Here is a 22,061-nt window from a genome sequence, read left to right on the forward strand (position 1 = left end):
GCGGGCTACACGCCCGTGTTCCACGCCCACACCGCCCAGGTCGCGTGTACGATCGAGTCGATCGATCAGAAGATCGACCCCGCCTCGGGCGAGGTCGAGGAGGAAGAGCCCGACTTCATCCAGTCCGGGGATGCGGCGGTCGTCACGTTCCGTCCACAGAAGCCGTTGAGCGTCGAACCGTCGGGGGAGATCCCGGAACTGGGGAGCTTCGCGGTGCGCGACATGGGCCAGACCATCGCGGCGGGAAAGGTCCTCAGCGTGAGCGAACGCGAGTGATCGATCGCCGGGGGTCGCCCAATGAAAACCTTGACTTCTATCCCTTCTAATCATGAGCTATGGCTATGGACTTCAGGCTTCCCGACGAACACCGGATGATCCGCGATACGGTTCGGGACTTCTGCGAGGAGGAGATCGAGCCGATCGCCCAGGAGATCGAGAGCGAGCACCGCTATCCCGCCGAGATATTCGACCAACTCGCCGACCTCGATATCATGGGCGTGCCCGTGAGCGAGGAGTACGGCGGGCTCGGGGGCGATCAGCTCATGTACGCGCTGGTGACCGAGGAACTGGGGCGGGTGTCGGGGAGCATCGGCCTCTCGTACGCCGCCCACGTCAGCCTCGCCTCGAAGCCGATCGAACTCTTCGGGACCGACGAGCAGAAAGAACGGTGGCTCCGCCCGCTCGCCGAGGGCGAGTACGTCGGCGGGTGGGCGCTCACGGAGCCGGGAAGCGGGTCGGACGCCTCGAACATGGACACCCGTGCCGAGCGCGACGGCGACGGCTACGTGATAAACGGGACCAAGCAGTTCATCACGAACGCCTCGGAGGCCGGATCGGTGCTGGTAAAGGCCGTCACCGACCCCGGAGCGGGCTACGACGGCATTTCGACGTTCATCGTCGACCCCCACGAGGACGACGGGTTCGAGGTGACGACGATCTGGGACAAGATGGGGCTGAACGCCTCCCCGACCTGTGAAATCCAGCTTGACGACGTCCGCGTGTCCGAGGACCGGCTTCTGGGGGCCGAGGGCGACGGCTGGGACCAGACCAAGAAGACGCTCGACGGCGGGCGGATCTCCATTGCGGCGCTCTCGGTGGGGCTGGCACAGGGCGCGTACGAGGCCGCCCGAAGGTACAGCACGGAACGCGAGCAGTTCGGCCAGCCCATCTCGAAGTTCGACGCGGTTCGGAACATGGTCGTCTCGATGCACCGCAAAACCGAGCGCGCCCGTCTGCTAACTCACGACGCCGCGACCACCTACGACCGGGGCGAGGAGGTCACTCGAAAGAGCGCGCTCGCGAAACTCGACGCCAGCGAGGCGTGTCGCGAGGTCGCGGAGGACGCCGTCCAGGTCCTCGGAGGCTACGGCTACACCGAGGACTTCGCGCCCCAGCGGTTCTACCGCGACGCGAAGCTGATGGAGATCGGCGAGGGTACCAGCGAGATCCAACATTTAGTTATCGGCCGGGAGATCGGGCTGTAGCGGCCTGGTGGACATGAAAAGGGCGAACGAGCGCCGTCGGCGCTCGTGAGGGCTTTCGAGTGGGACCAGCGAGATCCAGCATCTGGTGATCGGCCGCGAACTCGGGCTGTAGGGCGGCGTCGGTGCGGTGGCCTCGGTTCGCGGCGGCGCCGCGACTCGAACGGGAGAGGACAGGCGTTCCGGGAGTGGTCGCGTGAGTCCCGTAACCGGATCGCAACTCGCCGCTACGACCCGGCGTACTCCTCGGGGGACGATTCGAACGACTCCTTGTGATCCGAACAGCAGAAGTAGTAGATCTCGCCCTCGTACTCCGCCTGGGCGGGGGCGTAGCTCTCCCCGCCGTAGCCCTCCTCGGAGCCGGGGGTTTCCTGTTCGATCTCGCAGTCACAGACGGGGCAGTCGGTCATCGTGGCCGTCGCTTGTGCGGCCGACGGCAAAAGTCACCGGGACGCGACCGCCGGCGGCCTCGCTTCGCGGCCGGGGCCGCGACTCGAACGGGGGAGGGGTGGCGTCCCCGGAAGCGGCGCGTGATCACGCGCCGCGATTGCGGGCCTGGTGGTCCTCAAAAATCGAAGATTTTTGGGATGTGACGAACGCCTCCGGCGTTCGTAACCAACATGAAAAGGGCGAGCAGCAGACGCCAGTCTGCTGCGAGGGCTTTCGTTAGAAGCCAACCGCCTGCCCGTCCCTCCGGGGGTCCGATCCGCCGATCAGGTCGCCCTCGGCGCCCCGGTAGACGATCTGGCCGCCGCCCCAGTGGCCCCCCTCGTCGAAGAACTCGCCCTCATTGACGACCTCGTGGCCTCGATCGCGCAGACCCTCGACTACCTCGTCGGAGAGCCGCGAGGTTTCGAGCGCGACCCGATTGCCGTCGAGCCAGCGGAATCGCGGCGCGTCGAGCGCGGCCTGCGGGTTCAGCCCCTCTGTGAGGTTCGCGGCGACCTGGAGGTGGCCCTGTGGCTGCATCGATCCGCCCATGACGCCCCACGAGGCGCGGAACTCGCCGTCCTCGCGGAGCATGGCGGGAATGATCGTGTGGAACGGGCGCTTTCCGGGTGCGAGCCGGTTTGCGTGCTCCGGGTCGAGGCTGAACGAGTGGCCGCGGTTCTGCAGCGCGAACCCGCCCGCCGTGAGCCCGCTGCCGAAGCTCATGTAGACGCTGTTGATAAAGGAGACGGCGTTGCCCTGCGGGTCGACGACCGAGAGGTAGACCGTGTTCGCGTGCTCGCTCGCTTTCGCGCCGTAGGTTCGGGCCTCGGGACCGATCTCGCCCGCTCGCTCTTTCGCGTACGCCTTCGAGCGCATCGTTTCCGTCGGGACGTCGACGTGCTCGGGGTCGCTCACGTGGGCGTAGCCGTCGGCGAAGGCGAGCTTGGTTGCCTCGATGAGGCGGTGGAGGCGTTCCTCGCTCGTCGGTTCGCCCTCGATTCCGAGTTCCTCGGCGACGTTCAGCGCTTCGAGCGCGACGATCCCCTGGCCGTTCGGCGGGTGTTCGAGCACCTCGACCCCGTCGAACGCCGTGCCGATCGGTTCCTCCCAGGTGCTCTCGTGTGCCTCCAGGTCCGCGAGCGAGAGGGTCCCGCCGTTCTCTCGAACGACCTCGACGACCCGTTCGCCGAGTTCCCCGCCGTAGAGGACCTCGGGGCCTTCGCGGGCGACCGACTCGAGCGACTCGGCGAACCCCGGGTTCGAGAAGCGCTCGCCCGGTTCGGGCGCTCGGTTATCGGGGAGGAAGGTTTGGGCGCTCTCCTCGAACCCGGCGATCCGCTCCGCGGCGTTCGCCCACTGGCGGGCGACGTACTCGGTGACGGGGACGCCGCCTTCCGCGTAGTCGATCGCGGGTCGGAGGACCTCCGCGAGGTCGAATTGCCCGTACTCCTCGAGGAGCGTCGCCCAGCCGTCGAGCGCACCCGGAACCGTCACGGGGAGGCCGCCGTCTTCGGGCATGACCGGGTTCCCGTTCTCCTCGGCGTCGGTTCGTTCGCGATAGTCCTCCAGATCGGCCTCGGCGGGTGCGCGACCGCTCGCGTTGAGCGCGCGGTACTCGCCGTCGAACTGGGTCAGCGCGAAGGCGTCGCCGCCGATCCCGGTCATGTGGGGCTCGACGACGTTCAACACGGCGGCGGTCGCGATCGCGGCGTCTGCGGCGGTCCCGCCGTCTTCGAGGATCTTCACTCCCGTCCGCGCGGCGAGGGGATGGCTCGTCGCGACCATGCCGTTCGGGGCCATGACCGCGGAGCGCCGGCCGGTGAACCCCCAGGGGTACTCGAACTCCATGTCGGGCGTCCACGCTCCTGCGTATTGAATGGTGAAGAAGGGGCAAACCGCCGCGTGACGACGAAGCGGCGCGGTGGCCGGCGCGAGCGTGGCCGTCACGTCCGTCGGCCACGCTCGCGGGGCGGGGAAGGGCTGGCGTCCTAAGCGAGCGGTTCGGATCCGAACCGCTCGCAAGCGGTCCTGGTGGACATAAAAAGGGCGAAGCGCGCCTGCCAAGGCGCGCTGAGGGCTTTTCAGTGGATGGTCACGTGTTCCGACTCCTCGTTGAGCGCGAGGTTCGCCGCGATCTCGGCGTTTCGCATCGCGTACTGGGCGGTCTGCTGGAGGCTCACGAGGACCTCCCTGATCTGGAGGAGGTCGTCGTTGTTCATCTCGGGCAGATCGTTCAGGATCTCGCGTTCCCGGTCCGAGATCTCCTTGAACAGCTCGCGGACCCCGATCGTCATGTCGTAGTCGCGTTCGACTGCGGCCTCGACCGCGAGCGCGGTGATCTCGTCGACGTGGTCGGTGAACTCGCGGATCCGGCGCATCGTCGCGCTGTCGACGTTCAGCGAGTGGTCCCCGGATTCGAGGACGATCTCGGCGATGTCCTCCGCGTTGTCGGCGGTGAGTTCGAGGTTCTTCGCGATCGAGCGATAGCCGATCAGCGCGAAGCCGTCGTCCAAGCCGACCGCCCGCGCGAGCGTTGGGTTCTGGTAGGCGGTGAATATGAGGCGAAGCAGGAGGACGAAGATCTTGTTGGCCTGCCGTTCGCGGTTGAGCGCGCGCTGGGCCAGGTCGGGGTTGCCCATCGCGAGCGCCTTGACCGCCTCGCCGCGCATCGTACTCCCCGTGTTTTCGAGGCGTTTGAGCAGGTTGTCGAGCGTGAAGTCCTCGGGGTCGACCGAACACCGGATCGCGATGCTCTCAGGCGTCTCCTCGATCACGCCCAGCCCCATGAGCTGGGTCTCGGCCTGATAGATGGCGTTGATGTGGTCCGAGGAGAGCGCTCCCTCCTGCTGCTGGACGTGAATGATCCGCCGGCCCAGCACGTACTGAGCGATGATCGCTCGCTCGACCGCGCGGGCGTCGAGTTCGTCGGCGTGGATGATCGCCTCGCTCTCCTCCCGGTCGGCGGACTCGGGCATCACCGTCAGCGCGCCCTTGCTCCCCCGCCGCAGGGTCACCTCGTCGCCCTTCTCGACGCCGTGTTCCTTCGCCCAGTCGGCGGGCAACGTCATCGCCAGCGTCGACGGGCCGAGCCGCTGGACCTTCCGTGTATCCATAGCGATGGTATTCCTCGGGAGGTATTAATATTCACTACTTCATCATTATATGTCTCTGTATCGATATGGCGGGTCATACGACCTGCAACAACCGGTGTTCGACGCGGCCCACGCGCACGCGCGTCCAGCCTCGAAGCTCCGCGTCGAGGTCCGGGTCGCCGGTGTCGACGCGGAGGACGCCGGTCTCGTCGAGTTTCGAGCGCGAGGCGACGATCTCGATCCCGCACCGGCGGATCACGTCGGGCGAGAGCTGTTGGTTGCCCCGCCCGAAGACGAACCCCTGTCCGCCGATCGGCGAGACGACGATCACGTTTCGATCGCCCAGCGCCGCGAGGATCTCCGACTCGCCGCCATCCCGGACCAGTAGCTCCCCGTCCCGCCAGACGTCCACGCCGAGCGGGCTCCCCTCGATCCCGAGTTCGTCCTCGATCGCGCCGACCGTGCTGCCCGGCGCGAGGACGTACGTGGTGTCGGGATCGACCTCGCTCGCGAACCCCCGGGCGAGCCCCTCGATCGACCCGCCCCCGAGCTGTTTCGAGGACTGGAGGTCCTCCGCGACCGGGACGTTCACCACCGCCCGGAGGCTCGTCCTGACCTCGCCCTCGCGGTAGGCCTCCTCGTCGATGTCGCTCACCTCCCTCGGCTCGGTGGCGTCGAACGCCGCCGCGATCCGACCCGCGTCCTCCGGCGTGACGCCGAACACCGACGAGTAGACCTTCACGCCCGCCGGAACGCCGAGGATCGGCGTCTCGCCGTCGGCTTCGGTGATCGCCTCGGCCACGTCCGTCGCCGTGCCGTCGCCGCCGACGAACAGGAGCAGGTCGGCCTCGCGGTCGAGTAGTTTCCGGACCGCACTCCGGGTATCGGCGGCCGTCGTCTCGCCGCTCGGCTCGTAGACGACCTCGGGCGAGAAGCCGGCCTCCCGCGTCTCGGCCTCGCCCATCGGATCGCCGCAGGTCAGGATCTCGGCGTCGGGCAGTCGCTCCCGGAGCGCTTCGAGCGCGGCGAGCCCCCGTTCGGGCGCTCGGGGTTCGGCGCCCCGCTCGCGGGCCTCCGCGACCTTCCCGTCGGTCCCCTTCAGGCCGACCCGCCCGCCCATCCCCGCGATGGGGTTGAGGACGAAACCGATGCGTCGCATACCGTCCGTTTCCGCCCCGCGATGAAAGGCCTCGCGGTCGAGGAGAGTCGTCAACACTTATGAAACAGCGTCCCACACGGTGGAGCATGAACCCGCTTCCGCTGGAGCAGTACGGCACGTACCCGATCGAGATCCTCGGCACCTCGGTGCTCGTCGTCAGCGTCGTGCTGACGCTGGCGTGGCTGTTCTACCTCTACCGATGAGTTTGTAACGATCAATAGCTATATATCCTCCGGGGTCATATCCTGATCGCAGGTGCCCACCCGGATCGCCGTTTCGATGGTGCCTCTGACGTGGTTCGATCCGGTGGGGACCACTTCCCGCTATTCGTCGCCCTCGACCCGATCGCGGAGCCAGTCGGCCGCGGCCTCGACCGTCCCCTCGTCCGCTCCCGTGAGCTTCAGCCGCACGCCGTCACCGGGGTAGCTCCCGACCGTCACGTCGAAGCGCTCGCGGACCTCCGCCAGCCGCGGGACGAGCGCGCTCTCGGGTTCGGTGGTGTGGACGAAGCGGGTGTGACGGGGTTCGCCCTCGAACTCCTCCTCTATCGACTCGAACATCGCCTTCATCTCGCGTGGCACTCCCGGCAGGACGTAGATCCCCTCGATCACCGCGCCGGGTGCGACGCCGGCCTCGTTGTGAAGCGGGCGCGCTCCTCGGGGAAGGTCCGCGGTCCCCGACGTGAGTTCCGCGCGTTCGTAGCCACCCTCCTCGGTGAGCCACGCCAGCGCCTCCTCGTTACGTTCGACCTCGCGGCCGAGCGCCGCCGCGACCCCCTCGAGGGTCAGGTCGTCGTGGGTCGGACCCAAACCGCCGGTGACGATGACGGCGTCGTACTCGGCGCGGTACTCGGAGACGACGCGGGCGATCTCCTCGACGCGGTCGGGCACGACCGTCACGCGCTCGACGTCGACGCCACGCTCGGCGAGGCGCTGGCCGAGCCACGCGGCGTTCGTGTTGACCGTATCGCCCGCGAGGATCTCGTCGCCGACGGTGACGAGCGCGACGTGCATACGCCCCGTTGGAGGTAGCGGGCTAAAACTCACCGCATTCCCGGCGGCGGCTTTCGGTCGTCCTCCTCGATGTCGACGTCGAGACCAGCCTCCTCGCGTTTCCGTCTGAGCTCCTGCATCTGACGGTAGACGTACGCCCCGGCGATCGCCGCCCCGATCGAGGCGACGAGGATGAGGCCACCGAACAGGTAGACGTCGCGTTCGAGGTAGTAGCGCACCGAGATGGCGCTGGCGTTCATCTCGTCCCAGCGGATGTGGACCTGGTCGTCGACGACCTCGGCCTCGTAGCCGCCCGGCCGGACGTTCGCCAGCACGAAGTTGTCGACGCGGTAGCCCGGCGGGAGGATCACCTCGTAGGAGCCCTCGACGAACGTCTCGGTCGCGAAGTTCCTGGACCGGGAGTCGGACGTGAACGCGAGCTGACCGTTCTCGGCGGGCAGGTGGACGGTGACCCCCGAACGGCTCTCCTCGACCTCGATCTCGTCCATTCCAACGACGGTACCGTCGGGATAGCGAAACTGCACCGCCCGCACGTCGATCGGGTTGTCGTCGCCGTAGCGCGTCGATTCGTAGAGCCGAATCGTCGATCGGTTCTCGACCGTGTAGACCGCCCGGTACTCCCCGTCGGTGACCTCGATGGTGGCGTCGGCTTCGGTGTCCCAGTCGTAGCTCGCCTCCTCGTTGAGCCCCTCCTCGCTCGTCGTCGACCCGAACCCCGCACACCCGGCTACGAACACGAGCGCGACGAGCGAGCCGATGGCGAGCAGGCGACGGTTCATGAACTGATGACACACCGCAGTTCCGAGGTGAGGTGCGGCCCGATCGCCGCCAGCAGTCCCGGCGGGTCGGTCCCCTCGCGACAGACGACGCTCTGTTCGAGCAGGCCCAACCGCTCGACCGTGACGATGTCCTTCGCGTGGCCCGCGCGGTTGACCGTCGCGCGCACCTCCCCGCGGGTCGCGTTGTTGACGTTGACCCGGCCGGTGCCGCGCGTCCAGTCGTAGAGGCGATCGCGCTCGGCGTCGGCGAGCCGTGAGTCGTCCTCGCCGCCGTAGACGAATCTCATCGGGAGGTGCTGGACCAGCCCGAACCGTTCGACCAGCTGGGCGGGCCGCCCCTGTCCGAGCCCCAACTCGGCGGTTGGAATCCGAACCTCTCGACCGGCGTCGAGGACGAACCCCTCGTCGTCCCACGACGTCAGGGTCCCGACGTAGGTCTCGCCCTCGCGGAACTCGTCGGTGATCTCGCCCCACTCCTCGCGAAGCGCGTTGCGCGCGACGGTCGCGTCCGCGCCCTCGACGCTCACGGTCGGGAAGTCGTCGTGACGCACCCCGACCTCCCACTCGACGTCGAGGTCGCCGATCGCGTTCCCGACGAGCGATCGGAGCCCGTCGAGCGCCCGCTCGCGCGCCTTGCCGTGGACCGTCACCTTGGTTGCGAGGACGACCATCAGGCCTCGACGTCGACGTTGAGTTCGTCGCGCAGTTCGGCGATGCGGCGCTCCATCGCCTCGACGAGCATCGCGTTGTCCATCGCCTCCAGCGGCGAGCCGCACTCGGGGCACTCGAAGCCGAAGTCCATCGCCTCGCCGAACTCGAAGCGGATCGAACACACCTCACAGAGGTAGAACTCGTGGTTGCGCTCGTACTCCTCGCGGTTCTCGAGCGCGTCGAGCAAGCGCTCCATCTCCTCGGCGAGGTTCTCGGGGATGTTCTCGTACTCGAACGTCCAGAGGTACGTGAGCCAGCCCGAGTCCTCGTCCCGGAGCCGACGATAACTCGCCAGATCGTTCTCGTAGAGGATAAAGAGCGCCCGGCGTACGTCGTTGAGCTCCAGATCGAGCGTCTCGGCGAGTTCCTCGTCGGTGACCTCTCCGTCCGGCGGCGCGGCGGCGACCGGCATCCCCTTCGGCCCCACCAGCTCGTGTAAATACTTCTGGATGACGGGGTCCTCGAGTAGATCCTCAAAAGCCATTACCCCTCCATTGCGTTGTTCGCCGGTTAAGTCTTTTGAGCGACCGCGAACGCCGGAGCGGCCGCCTCGGCTCCCGACCCGTTCGACGCTCGGGATCCGACTCCGACGCCTTCGGTCACGGGGGTCGTCGGTTCCCGTTCTACGCGCTTTCGTCCCGGAGTAGCTCCTCGACCCGCGTTCCGAGGATCGCCGCCGTCTGTTCCTCGGTGTCCCCGACCGCGACGGTGAGCACCGGGATCGGTGCGGTGCGTACGACCCGTTCGGCCACGCTCCCGAGGAGGTACCGTTCGTAGCCGCTCCTGCCGTGGGTCCCCATCACGATGACGTCCACGCCGTTCTCGACGGCGTACGAGAGGATCGCGGCGGCCGGATCCCCCCATCTGAGTTCCCGGACGACCTCGAGGTCGCGTTCGACGGCGCGTTCTGCCGCCGACTTGGTCGCGGCGTTTCCGTCCTCGGTGAGCGTCTCCCGGACCCGGTCGCGGGCGTCGTCGGGCACCGATAGGTACGCCCGTTCGTCGACGACGTGGAGCACGTGGAGTCGCGCGTCACACAGCGACGCCAGCCCGACGGCCTGCTCGACGACGGCGTTCATCCGCTGGCTCCCGTCGGTCGGCAACAGTATCGAATCGTACATGCGCTCTAGTGGCGCCCGGCGTCGTTATCGCTGTCGGCCCTGTCGGGAGACCGACCGGTCTCCGAATCGGTCGGTTCGACCCGTTTCCCGGTCTCGCGCGGGATCACCCGCTGTTCGGCGTCGGCCCACTCCCGTTCCAGTTCCCGCCCCTCGAACAGGCGATCCAGGAAGACCGCCAATCCGGCGACCTCCGAGTGGGGCTGGTTGGTGACGCCGACGTTCCAGTCGGCGTGTTCGTAGATCTCGAACGGAACCTTCTCGCCGCCGACGACGACCAATAGAGGGGCCTCGTCGTGAGCCTCGCGGATCCCGTCCTCGACGTCCTGGATCCGCTCGCCGTACATCGTCAGGTGGACCACGCACCCGTCCCACTCCCGGACGAGCGCCTTCTGGGAGCCCGAGAGCTCGACCGAGAAGGGGCCGCCGAAGCGGGTAGTGACCTCCTCGACGGTCGCCTTCGACCCGCCGGCGTTGTCGGGGAGGATCACCCGATCGGCACCGAGCGCGCGCGCCGTGAGGCCGACGTGGGTCGTCATGCGCTCGTCCCTGCCCGGCCGGTGGCCCAGTCGCAACACGGCGACTTCGGGTTCGTCGTTCATACCCTCGCTCGGCCCGGCGTCGGGTAGGGGTTTTCGGTTCGTTTCGCGGGGAGACGCGGTCTTTAATCGGGACCCGCCCGAACGACGGGTATGAGCAACGAATCGGGCCGCGGTGGCGGTGCGTTCCCGGACGGGTTCGCCGTCCCGATAACGGGGCTGCTGGCGTTCGTCTTCGCCCTGATGGCCGGGATGAGCGTCATGCCGGCGCTATCGGGGTCGGTGGGTGACCTGGCGCTCCCGGTGATCTTCGGTGCCGCGAGCGTCGTCTGTTTCCGTCTCAGACGGCGCTACGTCGCCGCACGCGAGGAGGCGGGGGAATCCGGCGACTGATTCTCGGGGCCCTCACCCCGCTCTCGCCAACTCCAGCGAGAGGAAGAAGCCGAAGTACGCCGGGATGCCGGCGAGCATGAACATGTAGAACGTCCAGCGGGGCGCGCTCACGAAGACGAACTCGAACAGGAACGAGACGACCGCGACCCAGACGACCGCGAACATCAGGTCGTGGACCATCCCGGTCCCGTTCTCGCGAACGTGCTCTCGAATCCGATCTGTGAGGTCCATCTGTCTCTGTCTCTCCGGTCGTCGAAGCGGATGCGAGCGGGAGGACGAGTGTGGTTACTCGTCGTCTTTCACGTAATCGACCACGAGCACGGGGACGCGCGTCGAGCGGAGCGTCCGCTCGGTGACGCTCCCGAGGAGCGCGCGTCGGACCCCCGAGCGGCCGTGGCTCCCCATCACGATGAGGTCGATGTCGTTGTCCTCGGCGTAGTCGGCGATCACGTCGTGCGGTCGGCCGCCGGCGTGGCGTTCGACCGCGGTCAGGCCGGCGGCCTCGGCGTGTTCTGTGACGTAGCCCGTCGCGTCCTCGGCGTCCTCGCGGAGGTCGGTCATCCCCCTGAAGTTGCCCTGTCTGATGCGGTCGACCTGCTCGGTGCCGAGGCCGTAGGCGACCGCGTCGACGTCGGCGATGAACAGCGCGTGGACCTCGGCACCGTACTTCTCGGCGAGGTCGACCGCGTGATTGACCGCTACTTCCGCGACTTTGCTACCGTCCGTCGGAACGAGTATGCGTTCGTACATGGGTCTAGTCGTCCGCGGGCGTCTCGCCGTTCTTCCGGGCGACGACGTCGGCCGCGGTCATGTCTTTCGGCATCGGATCGGGGCTGTGACACTGGCGAACCATCTGTTTCGTCCGCAGGGGTGGATCGTCCGTGACCAGCGAGACGACGATCATGATGCCGATCACGAGCGGCGTCGCGATGAGCGCGGAGCCAGCGGCCGGCATCCACGTCGCGAGGACCGAGATCCCCAGCCCCTCGCCGCCGTTGACGATGCCGAAGTTGCCCTCGTTGAACATCGGGATGAACCAGAGGACCAGCCCGGAGACCATGCCGGCGAGCGCGCCCTGCCGGTTGGCGTTCTCCCACCAGAGCCCGAGGAAGAACATCGGGAACAGCACGATGGCCGCGAGCGAGAACGCAAAGGAGACCAGCGCCGCGATCGGCTGCTGGGGGTCCATCGCGAACACGATGGTGAGCAGACCGATGAATATGATGCTCAGTCGGCCGACGAGCACCTGCTGGCGCTGGGAGGCTTCCTCGTTGATGATGTTGGCGTAGATGTCGTGGGAGATCGCCGACGAGGCGGCGATGAACAGGCCGGCGACGGTCGCGACCGCGGCGGCGATCCCGCCCGCCGCGACGAAGCCGACGAACCACGTCGGCAGGTTCGCGAGCTGTGCCGCAAGGACGACGATCACGTCGCCCGCGGCGCTCGACATGCCGTTGTCGCCGTAGACGGCGCCGACCTGATCGCCGTACAGCGCCGTCCCGAACGCCGCGAACGCCGGGGCGGAGAGGTACAGCAGGCAGATGAAAAAGAGTCCCCAGGTGCACGACCAGCGGGCCACCCGCTCGTTCTCGACCGTGTAGAACCGGACCAGCACGTGCGGGAGCCCACACGTCCCGAAGATGAGGCTGAAGCAGGTGGCGACCCAGAGGTAGTAGCTCCCGCCGGCGAACGGCGCGGAGAACTCCGCGGCGAGGTCGTCGATCAGCAGTCCGTACTCGATCTGGGGCAGCACCGTCGAGAAGCCCGCGGACCAACCGGTCGCGAGCAGGCCGATCAGGAACGCGGAGATGAGGATGATGTACTGCAGCGCCATGTTCTTGGTCGCACCGAGCATCCCCGAGAGCGCCAGGTAGCCGATGGTGATGACCATGAAGAGGATCATCATGGCCTGATACGCGCTCAGCCCCGGCAGCGGGACCAGGTTGTTGATGTCGCCGAGGATGTACATCCCGACCAGCCCCATCCCGCGGGCCTGCCCGAGCGCGTAGACGAACCCGATGAGGAACGTGGTGATCGCCGCGAGCGCGCGTGCGGCGTCCGAGTTGAAGCGGTCGCCGACGAAGTCGGGCGCGGTGTACTTCCCGAACCGGCGCATCTGCGCGGCCAGGAAGATCAGCAGGATGAAGTAGCCCGTCGTCCAGCCGACGACGTACGCCAGCCCGTAGACGCCCGAGAGCGCGATGAGCGCCGCCATCCCGAGGTAGGAGGCCGCGGACATCCAGTTCGCGCCGATCGCCATCCCGTTCTCGATGTTCCCGATCGACCGGCCGGCGACCCACATGTCGTCGGTGTCGGCGACCTTGAACATGAACCCGACGACGAGGAACAGCAGCATCATCCCCAGGACGATGACGGCCGGGAGGGCCTTGAACGAGATGTCGAGCCCCTCGGGCAGCAACGCTTCGTCCTGGGCCGTCTGAAGCGCCAGGTTCGTCGCGTGGATCGAAAGCCCGTTCATTCCGTGACACCCCCGTCAGTCGCCGCGACGTCCTCCGCTCCGGTCTCGGTCGGCTCCGGTTCGACGACCTCCTGTTCGATGCCGTACTTCTCGTCGATCTTGTCGCGCTTGCGGGCGTACCAGACCGAGAGCAACAACGCGGCCGTCGGGCCGCCGATCGCGATTGAGGCGTAGTGGATCGGGAAGCCGATCACCGGCAGCTGGGTCGTCATCAGGTCGGGCGCGATCCGCGTCAGCGTGATCGGCCCGAACGTGGTGAACGTCCAGATGATGAAGCCCGTCCAGACGACCCGCAGGTGGTCCCGCATGAACGGGGTCGCCGGCTTCAACAGGTTGATCTCCACGTCGAGGTAGTCTATCTGGCGCTCCCTCTCGACGTCGCTCAGTCCTCCGTCGGTCCGTACCGCGTCTGGATCGTCCGGTGTATCGGACGGATCGGATTCGGTTGACATGTTTCGTGTATCGTTAATGGTGTTGTTTATCTCGGCGCCCAATCCCCGGTCGTGCGACTCGAACCGAGGAAAAGCGCCGGTCGATCAGTCGCCCTGTACCTTCTGCTGGATCTCCGAGACGACCTCGGGGTTCCGAAGCGTCGACGTGTCGCCGAGTTCCTCCTCGTTCGCGATGTCCTCGAGCAGGCGGCGCATGATCTTGCCCGAGCGGGTCTTGGGCAGTTCGTCGGTGAACACCACCTGCTCGGGCCGGGCGATCGGCCCGATGGCGTCCTCGACGCCCGCGACGATCTCCTCGCGGAGCTCCTCGCCGCCCTCGTAGCCGTCCTCGGTGATGACGTAGGCGTAGACCGCCTCGCCCTTCATCTCGTGTTGGCCGCCGACGACGGCGGCCTCGGCGACGCCGGAAACGCCGACGATCGCGCTCTCGATCTCCATCGTCCCCAACCTGTGCCCGGAGACGTTGATCACGTCGTCGACCCGGCCGAGAACGGTGATATACCCATCAGAATCGATCTTCGCGCCGTCCTCGGGGAAGTAGATCCACTCGTCGGAGTCGGGATCGGAGTACTCCTCCCAGTACTCGTCGATGAACCGGTCGTCGTTCTTATAGAGCGTTCGCAGCATGCCGGGCCAGGGTTTGTTGACCGTGAGATACCCGGCCTGTCCCGCCTGGATCTCCTCGCCGTTGGTGTCGACGATCCGGGCGTCGATCCCCGGGAGGGGCGGGCCGGCCGACCCGGGCTTCATCGTGCCGACGCCAGGCAGGGTGGTGATCATCATCCCGCCGGTCTCGGTCTGCCACCACGTGTCGACGACCGGACACTCCTCGTTCCCGATGTGCTTGTAGTACCACTTCCAGGCGCGGGGGTTGATGGGTTCGCCGACGGTCCCGAGGAGGCGGAGACTGGAGAGGTCGTGTTCGTCGGGGTACTCCTGGCCCCACTTCATGAACGCGCGGATCGCGGTCGGCGCGGTGTACAGTTGGTTGACCCCGTAGTCCTCGACGATCTCCCAGAGGCGGTCCTTGTCGGGGTAGTCGGGGGTTCCCTCGTACATCACGCTGGTCGTGCCGAGCGCGAGGGGGCCGTAGACGATGTAGGAGTGGCCGGTGATCCAGCCGATGTCCGCCGAACACCAGTACGTGTCCTCGGGCTTGACGTCCAGCACCGCCTGGCTCGTCCACGCGGTGTAGGCGAGATACCCGCCGGTGGTGTGTTTCACCCCCTTGGGCTGGCCGGTCGTCCCGGAGGTGTACATGATGAACAGCATGTCCTCCGCGTCGCGTACCACGGGGTCGACCTCCTCGCCCTCCTGCTCGCCGACGAGGTCGGCGTAGGCGTGCTGGTTCCCGCCCAGGTCGTGGCCGAAGGAGTCCTCGTCGGGGAGCCGGTCGATGACGACCGTCGTGGTGTCGTGATCCACGTCCCCGAGCCCCTCGTTGGCCTTCTCGAGGTGGTCGAGGGGGTCGCCCCGCCGGTAGTAGCCGTCGCAGGTGACGAGGTACTCCGAGTCGGCGGACTTCATCCGGGTCGCCAGCGCGTCGGCGGAGAAGCCGGCGAAGACGACCGAGTGGGGCGCGCCGATGCGCGCGCACGCGAGCATGGCGATGGGGAGTTCGGGGATCATCGGGAGGTACATCGTCACCACGTCGTCCTCCTCGACGCCCATCTCGCGGAACGCCGCGGCCGTCGCGTTGACCTCCTCGTAGAGGTCGTCGTAGGTGTACGTGCGCGTCTCGTCGACGGGTTCGCCGACCCACTCGAGGGCGACCTCGTCGCCGCGGCCCTCCTCGATGTGGCGGTCGATGCAGTTGTACGACGCGTTCAGCTTCCCGTCGACGAACCACTCGTAGAAGGGGGCATCGCCCTCGTCGAGCACCTGATCGTACGACTCCTCCCAGTCGAGCAGATCGGCCGCCTGCTCCCAGCAGTCGGGCCAGTTCTGTTCGAACTCCTCGTAGATTCCCGGGTCGGAGACGTTCGCCTGCTCGACGAACGAATCGGACGGCTCGAACGTGTCCTGCTCTTCGAGCCGCGCCTCGAGTTGAACGTCCTCGTTGTCACCAGCCATGGTACGGCCAGTCAATACGGAACCGACGTAGTAAACATGGGATCTAGGTGTACAAAACAGTCTAGTATTCGGTTACAAATCGCACGGATCATACCTGGGGGCGGTCCTCGAACAGCAGTTCGAGGAGTTCGCGCTGGCCCTTGCGGAGGTGGTTGTGTAGCGTCGGCGAGGAGACGCCCATGGCGTCGGCGACCTCCTCCGCCGTGCTCCCCCGTGGCCAGTCGAAATACCCGCCGAAGTACGCCGCCCGAAGCGCCGCGTGCTGGCGGTCGGTCAGCCGCTCGGTCGCCCCCTGCTCGAAGCCGTCGAGGGTGCTGGCACCGCGTTCGGCCGCGTGCTTGCCGACGAGTCGGGTGTCGGGAAACGCCTCGGTCAGCCGCCCGACGAGCGCCCGGAGGTCGGTGTCGTACGCACACTCGGCGAGGATGCGTGCCTCGCCGTTCTCGATCGTCGCCTCCTCGACGGTCGCGCCGTCGTCGGTGAGCGAGAGAAGGGGACAGCCCCCGGAGACGACGAACTCCACCAGCGCGCCCGAGTCGCGCCCCTCGACGAGCCGCCCGTCCTCGATTCCCCGCCGCTCGGAGACGAACTCGATGACGGCGGGCGCGCTCGCGCCCGCGAGCGTCAGGTAGTAGACCAGCGCCGACTCCGACGACGAGACGATCGATTCGAGGTCGATCCGACAGCCGAACCGGTCGGACGCGGCGATCAGCGCCGACCCCGTATCGGTGCTGTGGAACTCGAGTTGGAGGATCGTATCCGCCAACAGCAGTTTTCGGCGACGGATCGCGGTGATCGCGTGGCCGATCCGCCGTCCGAGGGTCGCAAAGCGGTCCCGCGCCCGCCCGTCGGGGGCGTCCGGGGAGCCGACGTAGAGGGTGCCGTATCGGGTCTCGCCGTACCGGATCGGAGCCGCGACGACGACCCCGCGTTCGGTTCGGATCCACCCCGTCGGGTCGAGGTCGTCGCGGATCGACGGGATCGCCCCGGGTTCGATGCCCGAAACGGCGCTCGGCGCGTCCTCCCCGTCGAGTTCCGGCGCGTCGATCCACGCGAACCCGTACCGATCGGCGAGCGCCCCACAGACCCCGGTTTCGACCTCCTCGCGCGTCGAGGCGTCGAGCAGGACCGAGTCGAGCGTCGTATCCGTTCGCTCGTCCCCCGCGTCGAGCGCGTCGACGATCTCCTCCCTATCGGGGGTATCGATGTACGGATCGAGCGCCTCGAGGCTCCGCCAGCCGCCGATCGCCCGGACCACGCGCGGTGAGACGTCCCGTTCGCACAGCAGCGTCCGGGCGAAGTACCGCCGCAGGTCGTGGGCGCTCACGTCGGCGAGGCGCGACTCACCCGTCCGCTCGGCGGTCCGATCGGCGACCTCACGGACGAGCATCTGGACGCGCCGGGGCGTCACGTCGATGACCCGTTCGGACCCCCCGATCGCGTTGCTGTTGACGTAGCGCGCGAGTTCGCGCTCGACGCCCGCCGGGAGGTGGGCCACCCGATCCCCGCCCCCGCTCTCGGGGACCGAGAGGAGGTACCGGTCGGGGTCGCTTCGCACGCGCTCGATCCCCTCCGGGCGGATCGCGGTCATCTCGGTCGCCCTGAGCCCGACCTCGCCCCCGAGCCGAACGAGGAGGCGTTTCCGGTAGGTGGTGGCCGCCTCCAGCAGTTCGTCGTACTCCGTCCGCGTGAGCCACCCCTCCTCGCCCCTCCCGGCTACGCTCGCGTCGACCATGTTTCGTAGTTCTCGTATTTTACGAAACCCAGTTAGCTCTGTCGGTCCGAAGTCCCCCGAAATCCCCGGCCTGTTCGGGTTCGTGTTTCTCGAAAGATACGAACTACTCGCCGTCCTCGGCGGCCGCTATCTCGCCGACGACCTCGGGGTTCCGGAGCGTCGACGTGTCACCTAGCGGCTCCTGATTGGCGATGTTCTCCAGCAGGCGGCGCATGATCTTGCCCGAGCGCGTTTTCGGCAACTCCGGCGTGAACACCACCGCCTCGGGCCGGGCGAACGGGCCGATCGTTCGCTCGACGTTCTCGACGATCCGCTCGCGGAGCGCCTCGCTCGGCTCGTGGCTGTGATCGGTGCTGACGTAGGCGTAGACGGCGGTGCCGTCGGTCTCGTGTTGGCCGCCGACGACGGCGGCCTCGGCGACGCCGGAAACGCCGACGATCGCGCTCTCGATCTCCATCGTCCCCAACCTGTGCCCGGAGACGTTGATCACGTCGTCGACCCGGCCCAGCACCGTGATGTAGCCGTCGGAATCGACCGTCGCGCCGTCGCCGGAGAAGTAAACCCATTCATCGCCCTCGGAAAAGGGCTCCCAGTACTGGCTCCGGTAGCGCTCGTCGTTTCCGTACAGGGTGCGGAACATCCCCGGCCACGGGCGGTCGACGACGAGATAGCCCGTCTCGCCGGGGTCGATTCCCTCGCCGTTCTCGCCGACGACCCGGGCGTCGATCCCCGGGAGGGGCGGGCCGGCCGACCCGGGCTTCATCGCGCTCATTCCGGGGAGCGTCGACACCATCATGCCGCCGGTCTCGGTCTGCCACCACGTATCCACGATGGGACACTCCCCCCCGCCGATGTGGTCGCGAAACCACTTCCAGGCGCGGGGGTTGATGGGTTCGCCGACCGTGCCCAGAAGCCGCAGCGAGGAGAGATCGTGGGCATCGGGGTACTCCTGGCCCCACTTCATGAACGCTCGAATCGCGGTCGGCGCGGTGTAGAAGACGTCGACGGCGTTTCGCTCGACGATCTCCCAGAGCCGCGAGCGATCGGGGTAGTCGGGCGTGCCCTCGTAGAGCAGCGTCGTCGTGCCGAGTGCGAGGGGGCCGTAGACGATGTAGGAGTGGCCCGTGATCCAGCCGATGTCCGCCGAACACCAGTAGGTGTCCTCCGGTTTGAGATCCAGTACCGCCCGCGCAGTCCACGCGGCGTACGCCAGATAGCCGCCGGTCGAGTGGGTGACGCCCTTCGGTTCGCCCGTCGTGCCCGAGGTGTACATGAGAAACAGCATGTCCTCCGCGTCGCGGGCCGCCGGGGAGACGGTCGCCCCGGCGTGGGCGAGGACGAGGTCCTCGTAGTCGTACTGGTCGTCGTCGAGGCTGTGATCGAGGTCCTCCCCGAGGCGGTCGACCACGACCGTCGTGACCTCGCGGTCGAGCGCCATGAGCGCGTTGTCGGCCTTGCTCTTCTGGTTGAAGGCGTTGCCACGCCGGTAGTAGCCGTCACACGTGACGAGGTACTCCGAGTTCGCCCGCTCCATTCGCGTCGCCAGCGCGTCGGCGGAGAAGCCCGCGAAGACGACCGAATGGGGCGCGCCGATGCGCGCACACGCGAGCATCGCGATCGGCAGTTCGGGGATCATCGGGAGGTACACCGTCACCACGTCGTCCTCCTCGACGCCGAGGTCGCGAAGCGCCGCGGCGAGTTCGTTCACCTCGCCGTAGAGGTCCTGGTAGGTGTAGGTGCGCGTCTCGCGGCGTTTCCCCTCCCACTTGAGCGCGGCGTGGGTCTTGCGCCCGGCCTCGACGTGCCGGTCGACGCAGTTGTACGCGGCGTTCACCTCGCCACCGGGAAACCACTCGTAGAAGGGGGCGTCGCTCCCGTCGAGGACGCGGTCGTACTCGCGGTGCCAGTCCAGCAACTCCGCCGCCCGCTCCCAGCACGTCGGCCACTCCTCGTCGAACGCCTCGTAGATTCCCGGGTCGGAGACGTTCGCCTGCTCGACGAACGACGGGGGCGGTTCGTATCGCTCGTCCGGGGACGGAGTCATCGTGTGGGACGTTCACGGGGGATCGGACGATAAGTTTTCGCCCGAGACGGCGATCGCCCGCTCCACACGACAGTCCCCGTTCTCGGCACACAGTACCGCGAAAGCCGTGTACTCGCCGGGTTCGGGGTCCGACCACTCCCCGCCGTACGTGACCGACTCGCCGGATGCGAGGCGCTCGCGGCCGAGCGCCTGCGTGAACGCCCGCCCCTCGCTCCAGTGCCAGCGGTCCTCGCCGCCCTCGATCAGCGAGAACTCGGCGCGTTGTCCGTCGCGGAACCGCAGTTCGACCGGCTCGTCGCCGGCGTTCGTGACGGTGAACGCGAACCGGAGGCTCCCGTCCAGTTCGAGGTCGAGGATCCCCGAGAGAGTCATGGTCGTGCTGGGTCGGCACCGCCCAAAAACCCACGGGCGACAGCCATTTCTACCGCGCGGCGGTACTCGACGTGTGCAGATCGTGGGCTACGAGACGGGCGCGAGCGACGGCGAGCCGGTGCTGGTGGTCGCGGACGAGGGCGACCTCACGCGCGAACCGCTCGCCCCGGGCGAGCCCCTCGAATACGCCCTCGGCGAACGCCGCTGTGCGGGGACGGTCGTCGAGGGCATCCACAGGGGGTGTCCGAACCCCGAGGCCCCCTACTGCGATTCCCACACCTCCACGTGGGTCTGTGCGCGCTGTACGGGGACCTGCCTCAAGGACGAGATGGACTGTTTCGAGGAGCACGCCGTCTATCTCGCGGCGTTCGCCCCGGCGACGTTCAAGGTCGGCGTCACCCGCGCGTGGCGACTCGACACGCGCTTACGCGAACAGGGTGCAGACCGGGGGGCCCACCTCCACACGGTGTCGAACGGCCGGATCGCCCGCGAGATGGAGAGTGAGATCGCCCGCGAGATCGGCGACAGCGTCCGGGTGCCGACGAAGATCCGCGGGTTGGGCGAGTCGGTGGACTCCGCGGCGTGGGAGGCGCTCGTAAAGGAGTACGACCCCATCGAGACGTTCTCCTTCGAGTACGACCTCGACCTCGCGGAGCGTCCGGTCGGGGAGACGATCGCGAGCGGCACGGTCCTCGGCACCAAGGGTCGGATTTTGGTGCTCGAACGCGGTGGGACGGCCTACGTGGTCGACATGCGCGACCTCGTGGGCCACGAGGTACGCGAGGGCCCGGTCGACCGGGCGTTGCAGTCGAGCCTGGGTGCGTTCGGGTGACCATACGCCCTATTCGGGATCGACCACGCGACCAAGGAAGAGCACCGCCCCCGTGATCCGGTCCCGGATCAGAAAGAGGAACGGGCGGTCAGCGACCATCCGGAAGTCGAGCGCTGGCGCGGAGTCGACCCCGACCTCGACCCCTGTCGCGGCGGCCGCTTCCGTCCCTTCTTCGTCGACGGCGACGTAGGCCTCGTGAACGACGTCGTCGATGAACAGATTCCCCTCGAGTTCGTCGAGCGGCGCGATCCCGTCGAAGTTCGCCGCGTCGGGGTCGAACGCGACTCCCATGCCCATCTCGGAGAGGAGGTCGGTCAGGCTGAATCCGGATTCGAACTCGAAGCGGGGGAGAACGACCTCCCCCTCCGCCTCGTCGAGCGCGTCCACGAACTCCGCGAGCCGATCGGCCGTGACCTCCGCTTCGATCTCCTCGAACTCGCCCTCCGCGGGAAGTAGAACGACCATGCCAACCTCCCCCTCGACGTACGGAAGTTCGACGAGCTGGTGGCCGTCGGCCTCGACGTACGGAAACGTCTCCGTCTGACGCATCAGAGGGACCTCGGTGGCTCGGCCCTCGAGGGTCGTGAACTCCTCCTCCCGGGTGTCGCCTCGGTCGAACTGGTGGTGCCAGTCCGCGAGCAGGTAGATCGCGTTGGTCAGGACGAGACGCGTGTACCGATCGAACGCGCCATCGGGAAAGAGTTCGTCGATACGGTCGTTCGTCCGTTCGGCGACCCACTCGTCGATCTCCTCGCGAGCGCCCTCGGGATCCCCGACGAAGTCGACCGTTCGCAGCCCGGCGCCGTATCGGGTCTCGAGCAGCTCGAGGTACTCCTCGCGGTACGGATACCCCTCGAGGCCCCACACCGCGTTCGCGACCGCGAGTTCGAACTCGCCGTCGTCAACGGCCGCGGCCCGTTCGTTCAGTTCGTACTGGAGCTGCTGGTGAGCGGAGTGGGGGTCGTCCGGAAACCGCAGCGTCTCGGCGATACGCGTCGCCGTCTCGCCACGGGCGCCGGCGTACGTCATCCCCAACGCGAACCCGACGCTCGCGGGTGAAACCAGCAGGTTTTCCGTCGGTTCGGCGGCTGCGAGTTCGCGTAGCATCGCGAGCCCGAAACCGACGTTGCCCTCGACGACGCGTCGTAGCTCGTCGGTATCGACGTCGGCGGCCGCCACGCCGGGGATCGGATCGGCGTCGGAGGCGGCCGCCTCGTCGCGGATGGCGTACCAGAGGGCGCCGCTCGCGAGGGCTGCGCCCGACGTTGCCAAGATCGTTCGTCGGGAAAGCTCCATGCGTATATCTACCGGAAATGTCATATATATATATAAGAATTGTGGCTCGCGAGACGGCGGT

At 67.5% G+C, this 22,061-nt stretch carries 23 protein-coding genes; 4 read left to right on the forward strand and 19 right to left on the reverse strand.

The window, feature by feature from the left end; translation table 11 throughout:
* Both QRT08_RS00005 and QRT08_RS00010 read left to right on the forward strand, forming a co-directional pair.
* A partial coding sequence (locus QRT08_RS00005; protein ID WP_483299902.1) for an elongation factor 1-alpha C-terminal domain-related protein occupies positions 1-276 on the forward strand: 276 nt, incomplete at its 5' end.
* Positions 277-341: 65 nt separating this feature from the next.
* Positions 342-1,484 carry an acyl-CoA dehydrogenase family protein gene (locus QRT08_RS00010; RefSeq protein ID WP_286043522.1) on the forward strand — a complete coding sequence of 381 codons (1,143 nt, stop codon included), beginning with the start codon at positions 342-344 and terminating at the stop codon, positions 1,482-1,484.
* A gap of 224 nt (positions 1,485-1,708) precedes the next feature.
* On the opposite strand, the gene QRT08_RS00015 is transcribed toward QRT08_RS00010, so the two are convergent.
* The 10 genes from QRT08_RS00015 to QRT08_RS00060 all read right to left on the reverse strand — a co-directional run bounded on the left by QRT08_RS00015 (position 1,709) and on the right by QRT08_RS00060 (position 10,387).
* On the reverse strand, positions 1,709-1,891 hold the full coding sequence (locus tag QRT08_RS00015) for a YHS domain-containing protein (RefSeq protein WP_286043523.1): 183 nt from the start codon (positions 1,889-1,891) through the stop codon (positions 1,709-1,711).
* A 256-nt stretch (positions 1,892-2,147) separates the two neighbouring features.
* Positions 2,148-3,761 carry a gamma-glutamyltransferase gene (gene ggt, locus QRT08_RS00020; RefSeq protein WP_286043524.1) on the reverse strand — a complete coding sequence of 538 codons (1,614 nt, stop codon included), beginning with the start codon at positions 3,759-3,761 and terminating at the stop codon, positions 2,148-2,150.
* 233 nt (positions 3,762-3,994) lie between these two features.
* On the reverse strand, positions 3,995-5,026 hold the full coding sequence (locus tag QRT08_RS00025; RefSeq protein WP_286043525.1) for a phosphate uptake regulator PhoU: 1,032 nt from the start codon (positions 5,024-5,026) through the stop codon (positions 3,995-3,997).
* Positions 5,027-5,099: 73 nt separating this feature from the next.
* Positions 5,100-6,164: an ATP-NAD kinase family protein gene (locus QRT08_RS00030; protein WP_286043526.1), complete on the reverse strand. Its 1,065-nt coding sequence runs from the start codon at positions 6,162-6,164 to the stop codon at positions 5,100-5,102.
* A gap of 323 nt (positions 6,165-6,487) precedes the next feature.
* Positions 6,488-7,177 (reverse strand): competence/damage-inducible protein A, encoded by a 690-nt coding sequence (locus QRT08_RS00035; protein WP_286043527.1) that lies wholly within the window; start codon positions 7,175-7,177, stop codon positions 6,488-6,490.
* A gap of 29 nt (positions 7,178-7,206) precedes the next feature.
* Complete coding sequence (locus tag QRT08_RS00040; RefSeq protein ID WP_286043528.1) at positions 7,207-7,956, reverse strand: DUF5803 family protein; 750 nt, start codon at positions 7,954-7,956, stop codon at positions 7,207-7,209.
* Positions 7,953-8,627 carry a DUF2110 family protein gene (locus QRT08_RS00045; protein WP_286043529.1) on the reverse strand — a complete coding sequence of 225 codons (675 nt, stop codon included), beginning with the start codon at positions 8,625-8,627 and terminating at the stop codon, positions 7,953-7,955. Before QRT08_RS00045 ends, QRT08_RS00040 begins: the two co-directional genes overlap by 4 nt.
* Positions 8,627-9,151: a transcription factor gene (locus tag QRT08_RS00050; RefSeq protein WP_286043530.1), complete on the reverse strand. Its 525-nt coding sequence runs from the start codon at positions 9,149-9,151 to the stop codon at positions 8,627-8,629. The genes QRT08_RS00045 and QRT08_RS00050 overlap by 1 nt, the downstream gene beginning before the upstream one ends.
* 139 nt (positions 9,152-9,290) lie before the next feature.
* A complete protein-coding gene (locus tag QRT08_RS00055; protein WP_286043531.1) occupies positions 9,291-9,788 on the reverse strand; it encodes a universal stress protein in 498 nt (165 codons plus the stop codon).
* 5 nt (positions 9,789-9,793) lie between these two features.
* Positions 9,794-10,387: a tRNA (cytidine(56)-2'-O)-methyltransferase gene (locus QRT08_RS00060; RefSeq protein WP_286043532.1), complete on the reverse strand. Its 594-nt coding sequence runs from the start codon at positions 10,385-10,387 to the stop codon at positions 9,794-9,796.
* Between the two features lie 90 nt (positions 10,388-10,477).
* Here QRT08_RS00060 and QRT08_RS00065 point away from each other — a divergent pair, with 90 nt between their 5' ends.
* Entirely contained in the window at positions 10,478-10,717 is a 240-nt protein-coding gene (locus QRT08_RS00065; RefSeq protein ID WP_286043533.1) for a hypothetical protein, read from the forward strand.
* A 12-nt stretch (positions 10,718-10,729) separates the two neighbouring features.
* On the opposite strand, the gene QRT08_RS00070 is transcribed toward QRT08_RS00065, so the two are convergent.
* The 8 genes from QRT08_RS00070 to QRT08_RS00105 form a co-directional block, all read right to left on the reverse strand.
* Positions 10,730-10,948, reverse strand: coding sequence for a DUF8119 family protein (locus tag QRT08_RS00070; protein ID WP_286043534.1), 219 nt, complete (start codon positions 10,946-10,948; stop codon positions 10,730-10,732).
* A gap of 54 nt (positions 10,949-11,002) precedes the next feature.
* The gene (locus QRT08_RS00075; protein ID WP_286043535.1) at positions 11,003-11,467 is read right to left on the reverse strand and encodes a universal stress protein; all 465 of its coding nucleotides are present in this window, start codon (positions 11,465-11,467) and stop codon (positions 11,003-11,005) included.
* Positions 11,468-11,471: 4 nt separating this feature from the next.
* Complete coding sequence (locus QRT08_RS00080; protein WP_286043536.1) at positions 11,472-13,196, reverse strand: VC_2705 family sodium/solute symporter; 1,725 nt, start codon at positions 13,194-13,196, stop codon at positions 11,472-11,474.
* Positions 13,193-13,648, reverse strand: a complete 456-nt coding sequence (locus tag QRT08_RS00085) for a DUF4212 domain-containing protein (protein WP_286043537.1) — start codon at positions 13,646-13,648, stop codon at positions 13,193-13,195. Before QRT08_RS00085 ends, QRT08_RS00080 begins: the two co-directional genes overlap by 4 nt.
* A gap of 84 nt (positions 13,649-13,732) precedes the next feature.
* Positions 13,733-15,721 (reverse strand): acetate--CoA ligase, encoded by a 1,989-nt coding sequence (gene acs / locus QRT08_RS00090; RefSeq protein WP_286043538.1) that lies wholly within the window; start codon positions 15,719-15,721, stop codon positions 13,733-13,735.
* An 88-nt stretch (positions 15,722-15,809) separates the two neighbouring features.
* On the reverse strand, positions 15,810-17,456 hold the full coding sequence (locus QRT08_RS00095; RefSeq protein WP_286043539.1) for a bacterio-opsin activator domain-containing protein: 1,647 nt from the start codon (positions 17,454-17,456) through the stop codon (positions 15,810-15,812).
* A gap of 103 nt (positions 17,457-17,559) precedes the next feature.
* Complete coding sequence (gene acs / locus QRT08_RS00100; protein WP_286043540.1) at positions 17,560-19,500, reverse strand: acetate--CoA ligase; 1,941 nt, start codon at positions 19,498-19,500, stop codon at positions 17,560-17,562.
* Between the two features lie 12 nt (positions 19,501-19,512).
* Positions 19,513-19,872: a BsuPI-related putative proteinase inhibitor gene (locus QRT08_RS00105; protein WP_286043541.1), complete on the reverse strand. Its 360-nt coding sequence runs from the start codon at positions 19,870-19,872 to the stop codon at positions 19,513-19,515.
* A gap of 73 nt (positions 19,873-19,945) precedes the next feature.
* Here QRT08_RS00105 and QRT08_RS00110 point away from each other — a divergent pair, with 73 nt between their 5' ends.
* A complete protein-coding gene (locus QRT08_RS00110; RefSeq protein ID WP_286043542.1) occupies positions 19,946-20,704 on the forward strand; it encodes a DUF2797 domain-containing protein in 759 nt (252 codons plus the stop codon).
* 9 nt (positions 20,705-20,713) lie between these two features.
* Here QRT08_RS00110 and QRT08_RS00115 read toward each other — a convergent pair whose 3' ends face one another.
* On the reverse strand, positions 20,714-21,976 hold the full coding sequence (locus QRT08_RS00115; RefSeq protein ID WP_286043543.1) for a serpin family protein: 1,263 nt from the start codon (positions 21,974-21,976) through the stop codon (positions 20,714-20,716).
* Between the last annotated feature and the right edge of the window lie 85 nt (positions 21,977-22,061).

Source organism: Halalkalicoccus sp. NIPERK01 (assembly GCF_030287405.1).
Lineage (GTDB): Archaea > Halobacteriota > Halobacteria > Halobacteriales > Halalkalicoccaceae > Halalkalicoccus.

What these genes read in the sequence shown, in the direction of transcription:
- acs (WP_286043540.1), bottom strand. Translation starts at nt 19,500, where the DNA reads ATGACTCCGTCCCCGGACGAGCGATACGAACCGCCCCCGTCGTTCGTC.
- QRT08_RS00050 (WP_286043530.1), bottom strand. Translation starts at nt 9,151, where the DNA reads ATGGCTTTTGAGGATCTACTCGAGGACCCCGTCATCCAGAAGTATTTA.
- QRT08_RS00075 (WP_286043535.1), bottom strand. Translation starts at nt 11,467, where the DNA reads ATGTACGAACGCATACTCGTTCCGACGGACGGTAGCAAAGTCGCGGAA.
- QRT08_RS00105 (WP_286043541.1), bottom strand. Translation starts at nt 19,872, where the DNA reads ATGACTCTCTCGGGGATCCTCGACCTCGAACTGGACGGGAGCCTCCGG.
- QRT08_RS00025 (WP_286043525.1), bottom strand. Translation starts at nt 5,026, where the DNA reads ATGGATACACGGAAGGTCCAGCGGCTCGGCCCGTCGACGCTGGCGATG.
- QRT08_RS00060 (WP_286043532.1), bottom strand. Translation starts at nt 10,387, where the DNA reads ATGAACGACGAACCCGAAGTCGCCGTGTTGCGACTGGGCCACCGGCCG.
- QRT08_RS00030 (WP_286043526.1), bottom strand. Translation starts at nt 6,164, where the DNA reads ATGCGACGCATCGGTTTCGTCCTCAACCCCATCGCGGGGATGGGCGGG.
- QRT08_RS00015 (WP_286043523.1), bottom strand. Translation starts at nt 1,891, where the DNA reads ATGACCGACTGCCCCGTCTGTGACTGCGAGATCGAACAGGAAACCCCC.
- QRT08_RS00065 (WP_286043533.1), top strand. Translation starts at nt 10,478, where the DNA reads ATGAGCAACGAATCGGGCCGCGGTGGCGGTGCGTTCCCGGACGGGTTC.
- QRT08_RS00070 (WP_286043534.1), bottom strand. Translation starts at nt 10,948, where the DNA reads ATGGACCTCACAGATCGGATTCGAGAGCACGTTCGCGAGAACGGGACC.
- QRT08_RS00085 (WP_286043537.1), bottom strand. Translation starts at nt 13,648, where the DNA reads ATGTCAACCGAATCCGATCCGTCCGATACACCGGACGATCCAGACGCG.
- QRT08_RS00040 (WP_286043528.1), bottom strand. Translation starts at nt 7,956, where the DNA reads ATGAACCGTCGCCTGCTCGCCATCGGCTCGCTCGTCGCGCTCGTGTTC.
- QRT08_RS00080 (WP_286043536.1), bottom strand. Translation starts at nt 13,196, where the DNA reads ATGAACGGGCTTTCGATCCACGCGACGAACCTGGCGCTTCAGACGGCC.
- QRT08_RS00035 (WP_286043527.1), bottom strand. Translation starts at nt 7,177, where the DNA reads ATGCACGTCGCGCTCGTCACCGTCGGCGACGAGATCCTCGCGGGCGAT.
- QRT08_RS00055 (WP_286043531.1), bottom strand. Translation starts at nt 9,788, where the DNA reads ATGTACGATTCGATACTGTTGCCGACCGACGGGAGCCAGCGGATGAAC.
- QRT08_RS00095 (WP_286043539.1), bottom strand. Translation starts at nt 17,456, where the DNA reads ATGGTCGACGCGAGCGTAGCCGGGAGGGGCGAGGAGGGGTGGCTCACG.
- QRT08_RS00045 (WP_286043529.1), bottom strand. Translation starts at nt 8,627, where the DNA reads ATGGTCGTCCTCGCAACCAAGGTGACGGTCCACGGCAAGGCGCGCGAG.
- QRT08_RS00010 (WP_286043522.1), top strand. Translation starts at nt 342, where the DNA reads ATGGACTTCAGGCTTCCCGACGAACACCGGATGATCCGCGATACGGTT.
- acs (WP_286043538.1), bottom strand. Translation starts at nt 15,721, where the DNA reads ATGGCTGGTGACAACGAGGACGTTCAACTCGAGGCGCGGCTCGAAGAG.
- ggt (WP_286043524.1), bottom strand. Translation starts at nt 3,761, where the DNA reads ATGGAGTTCGAGTACCCCTGGGGGTTCACCGGCCGGCGCTCCGCGGTC.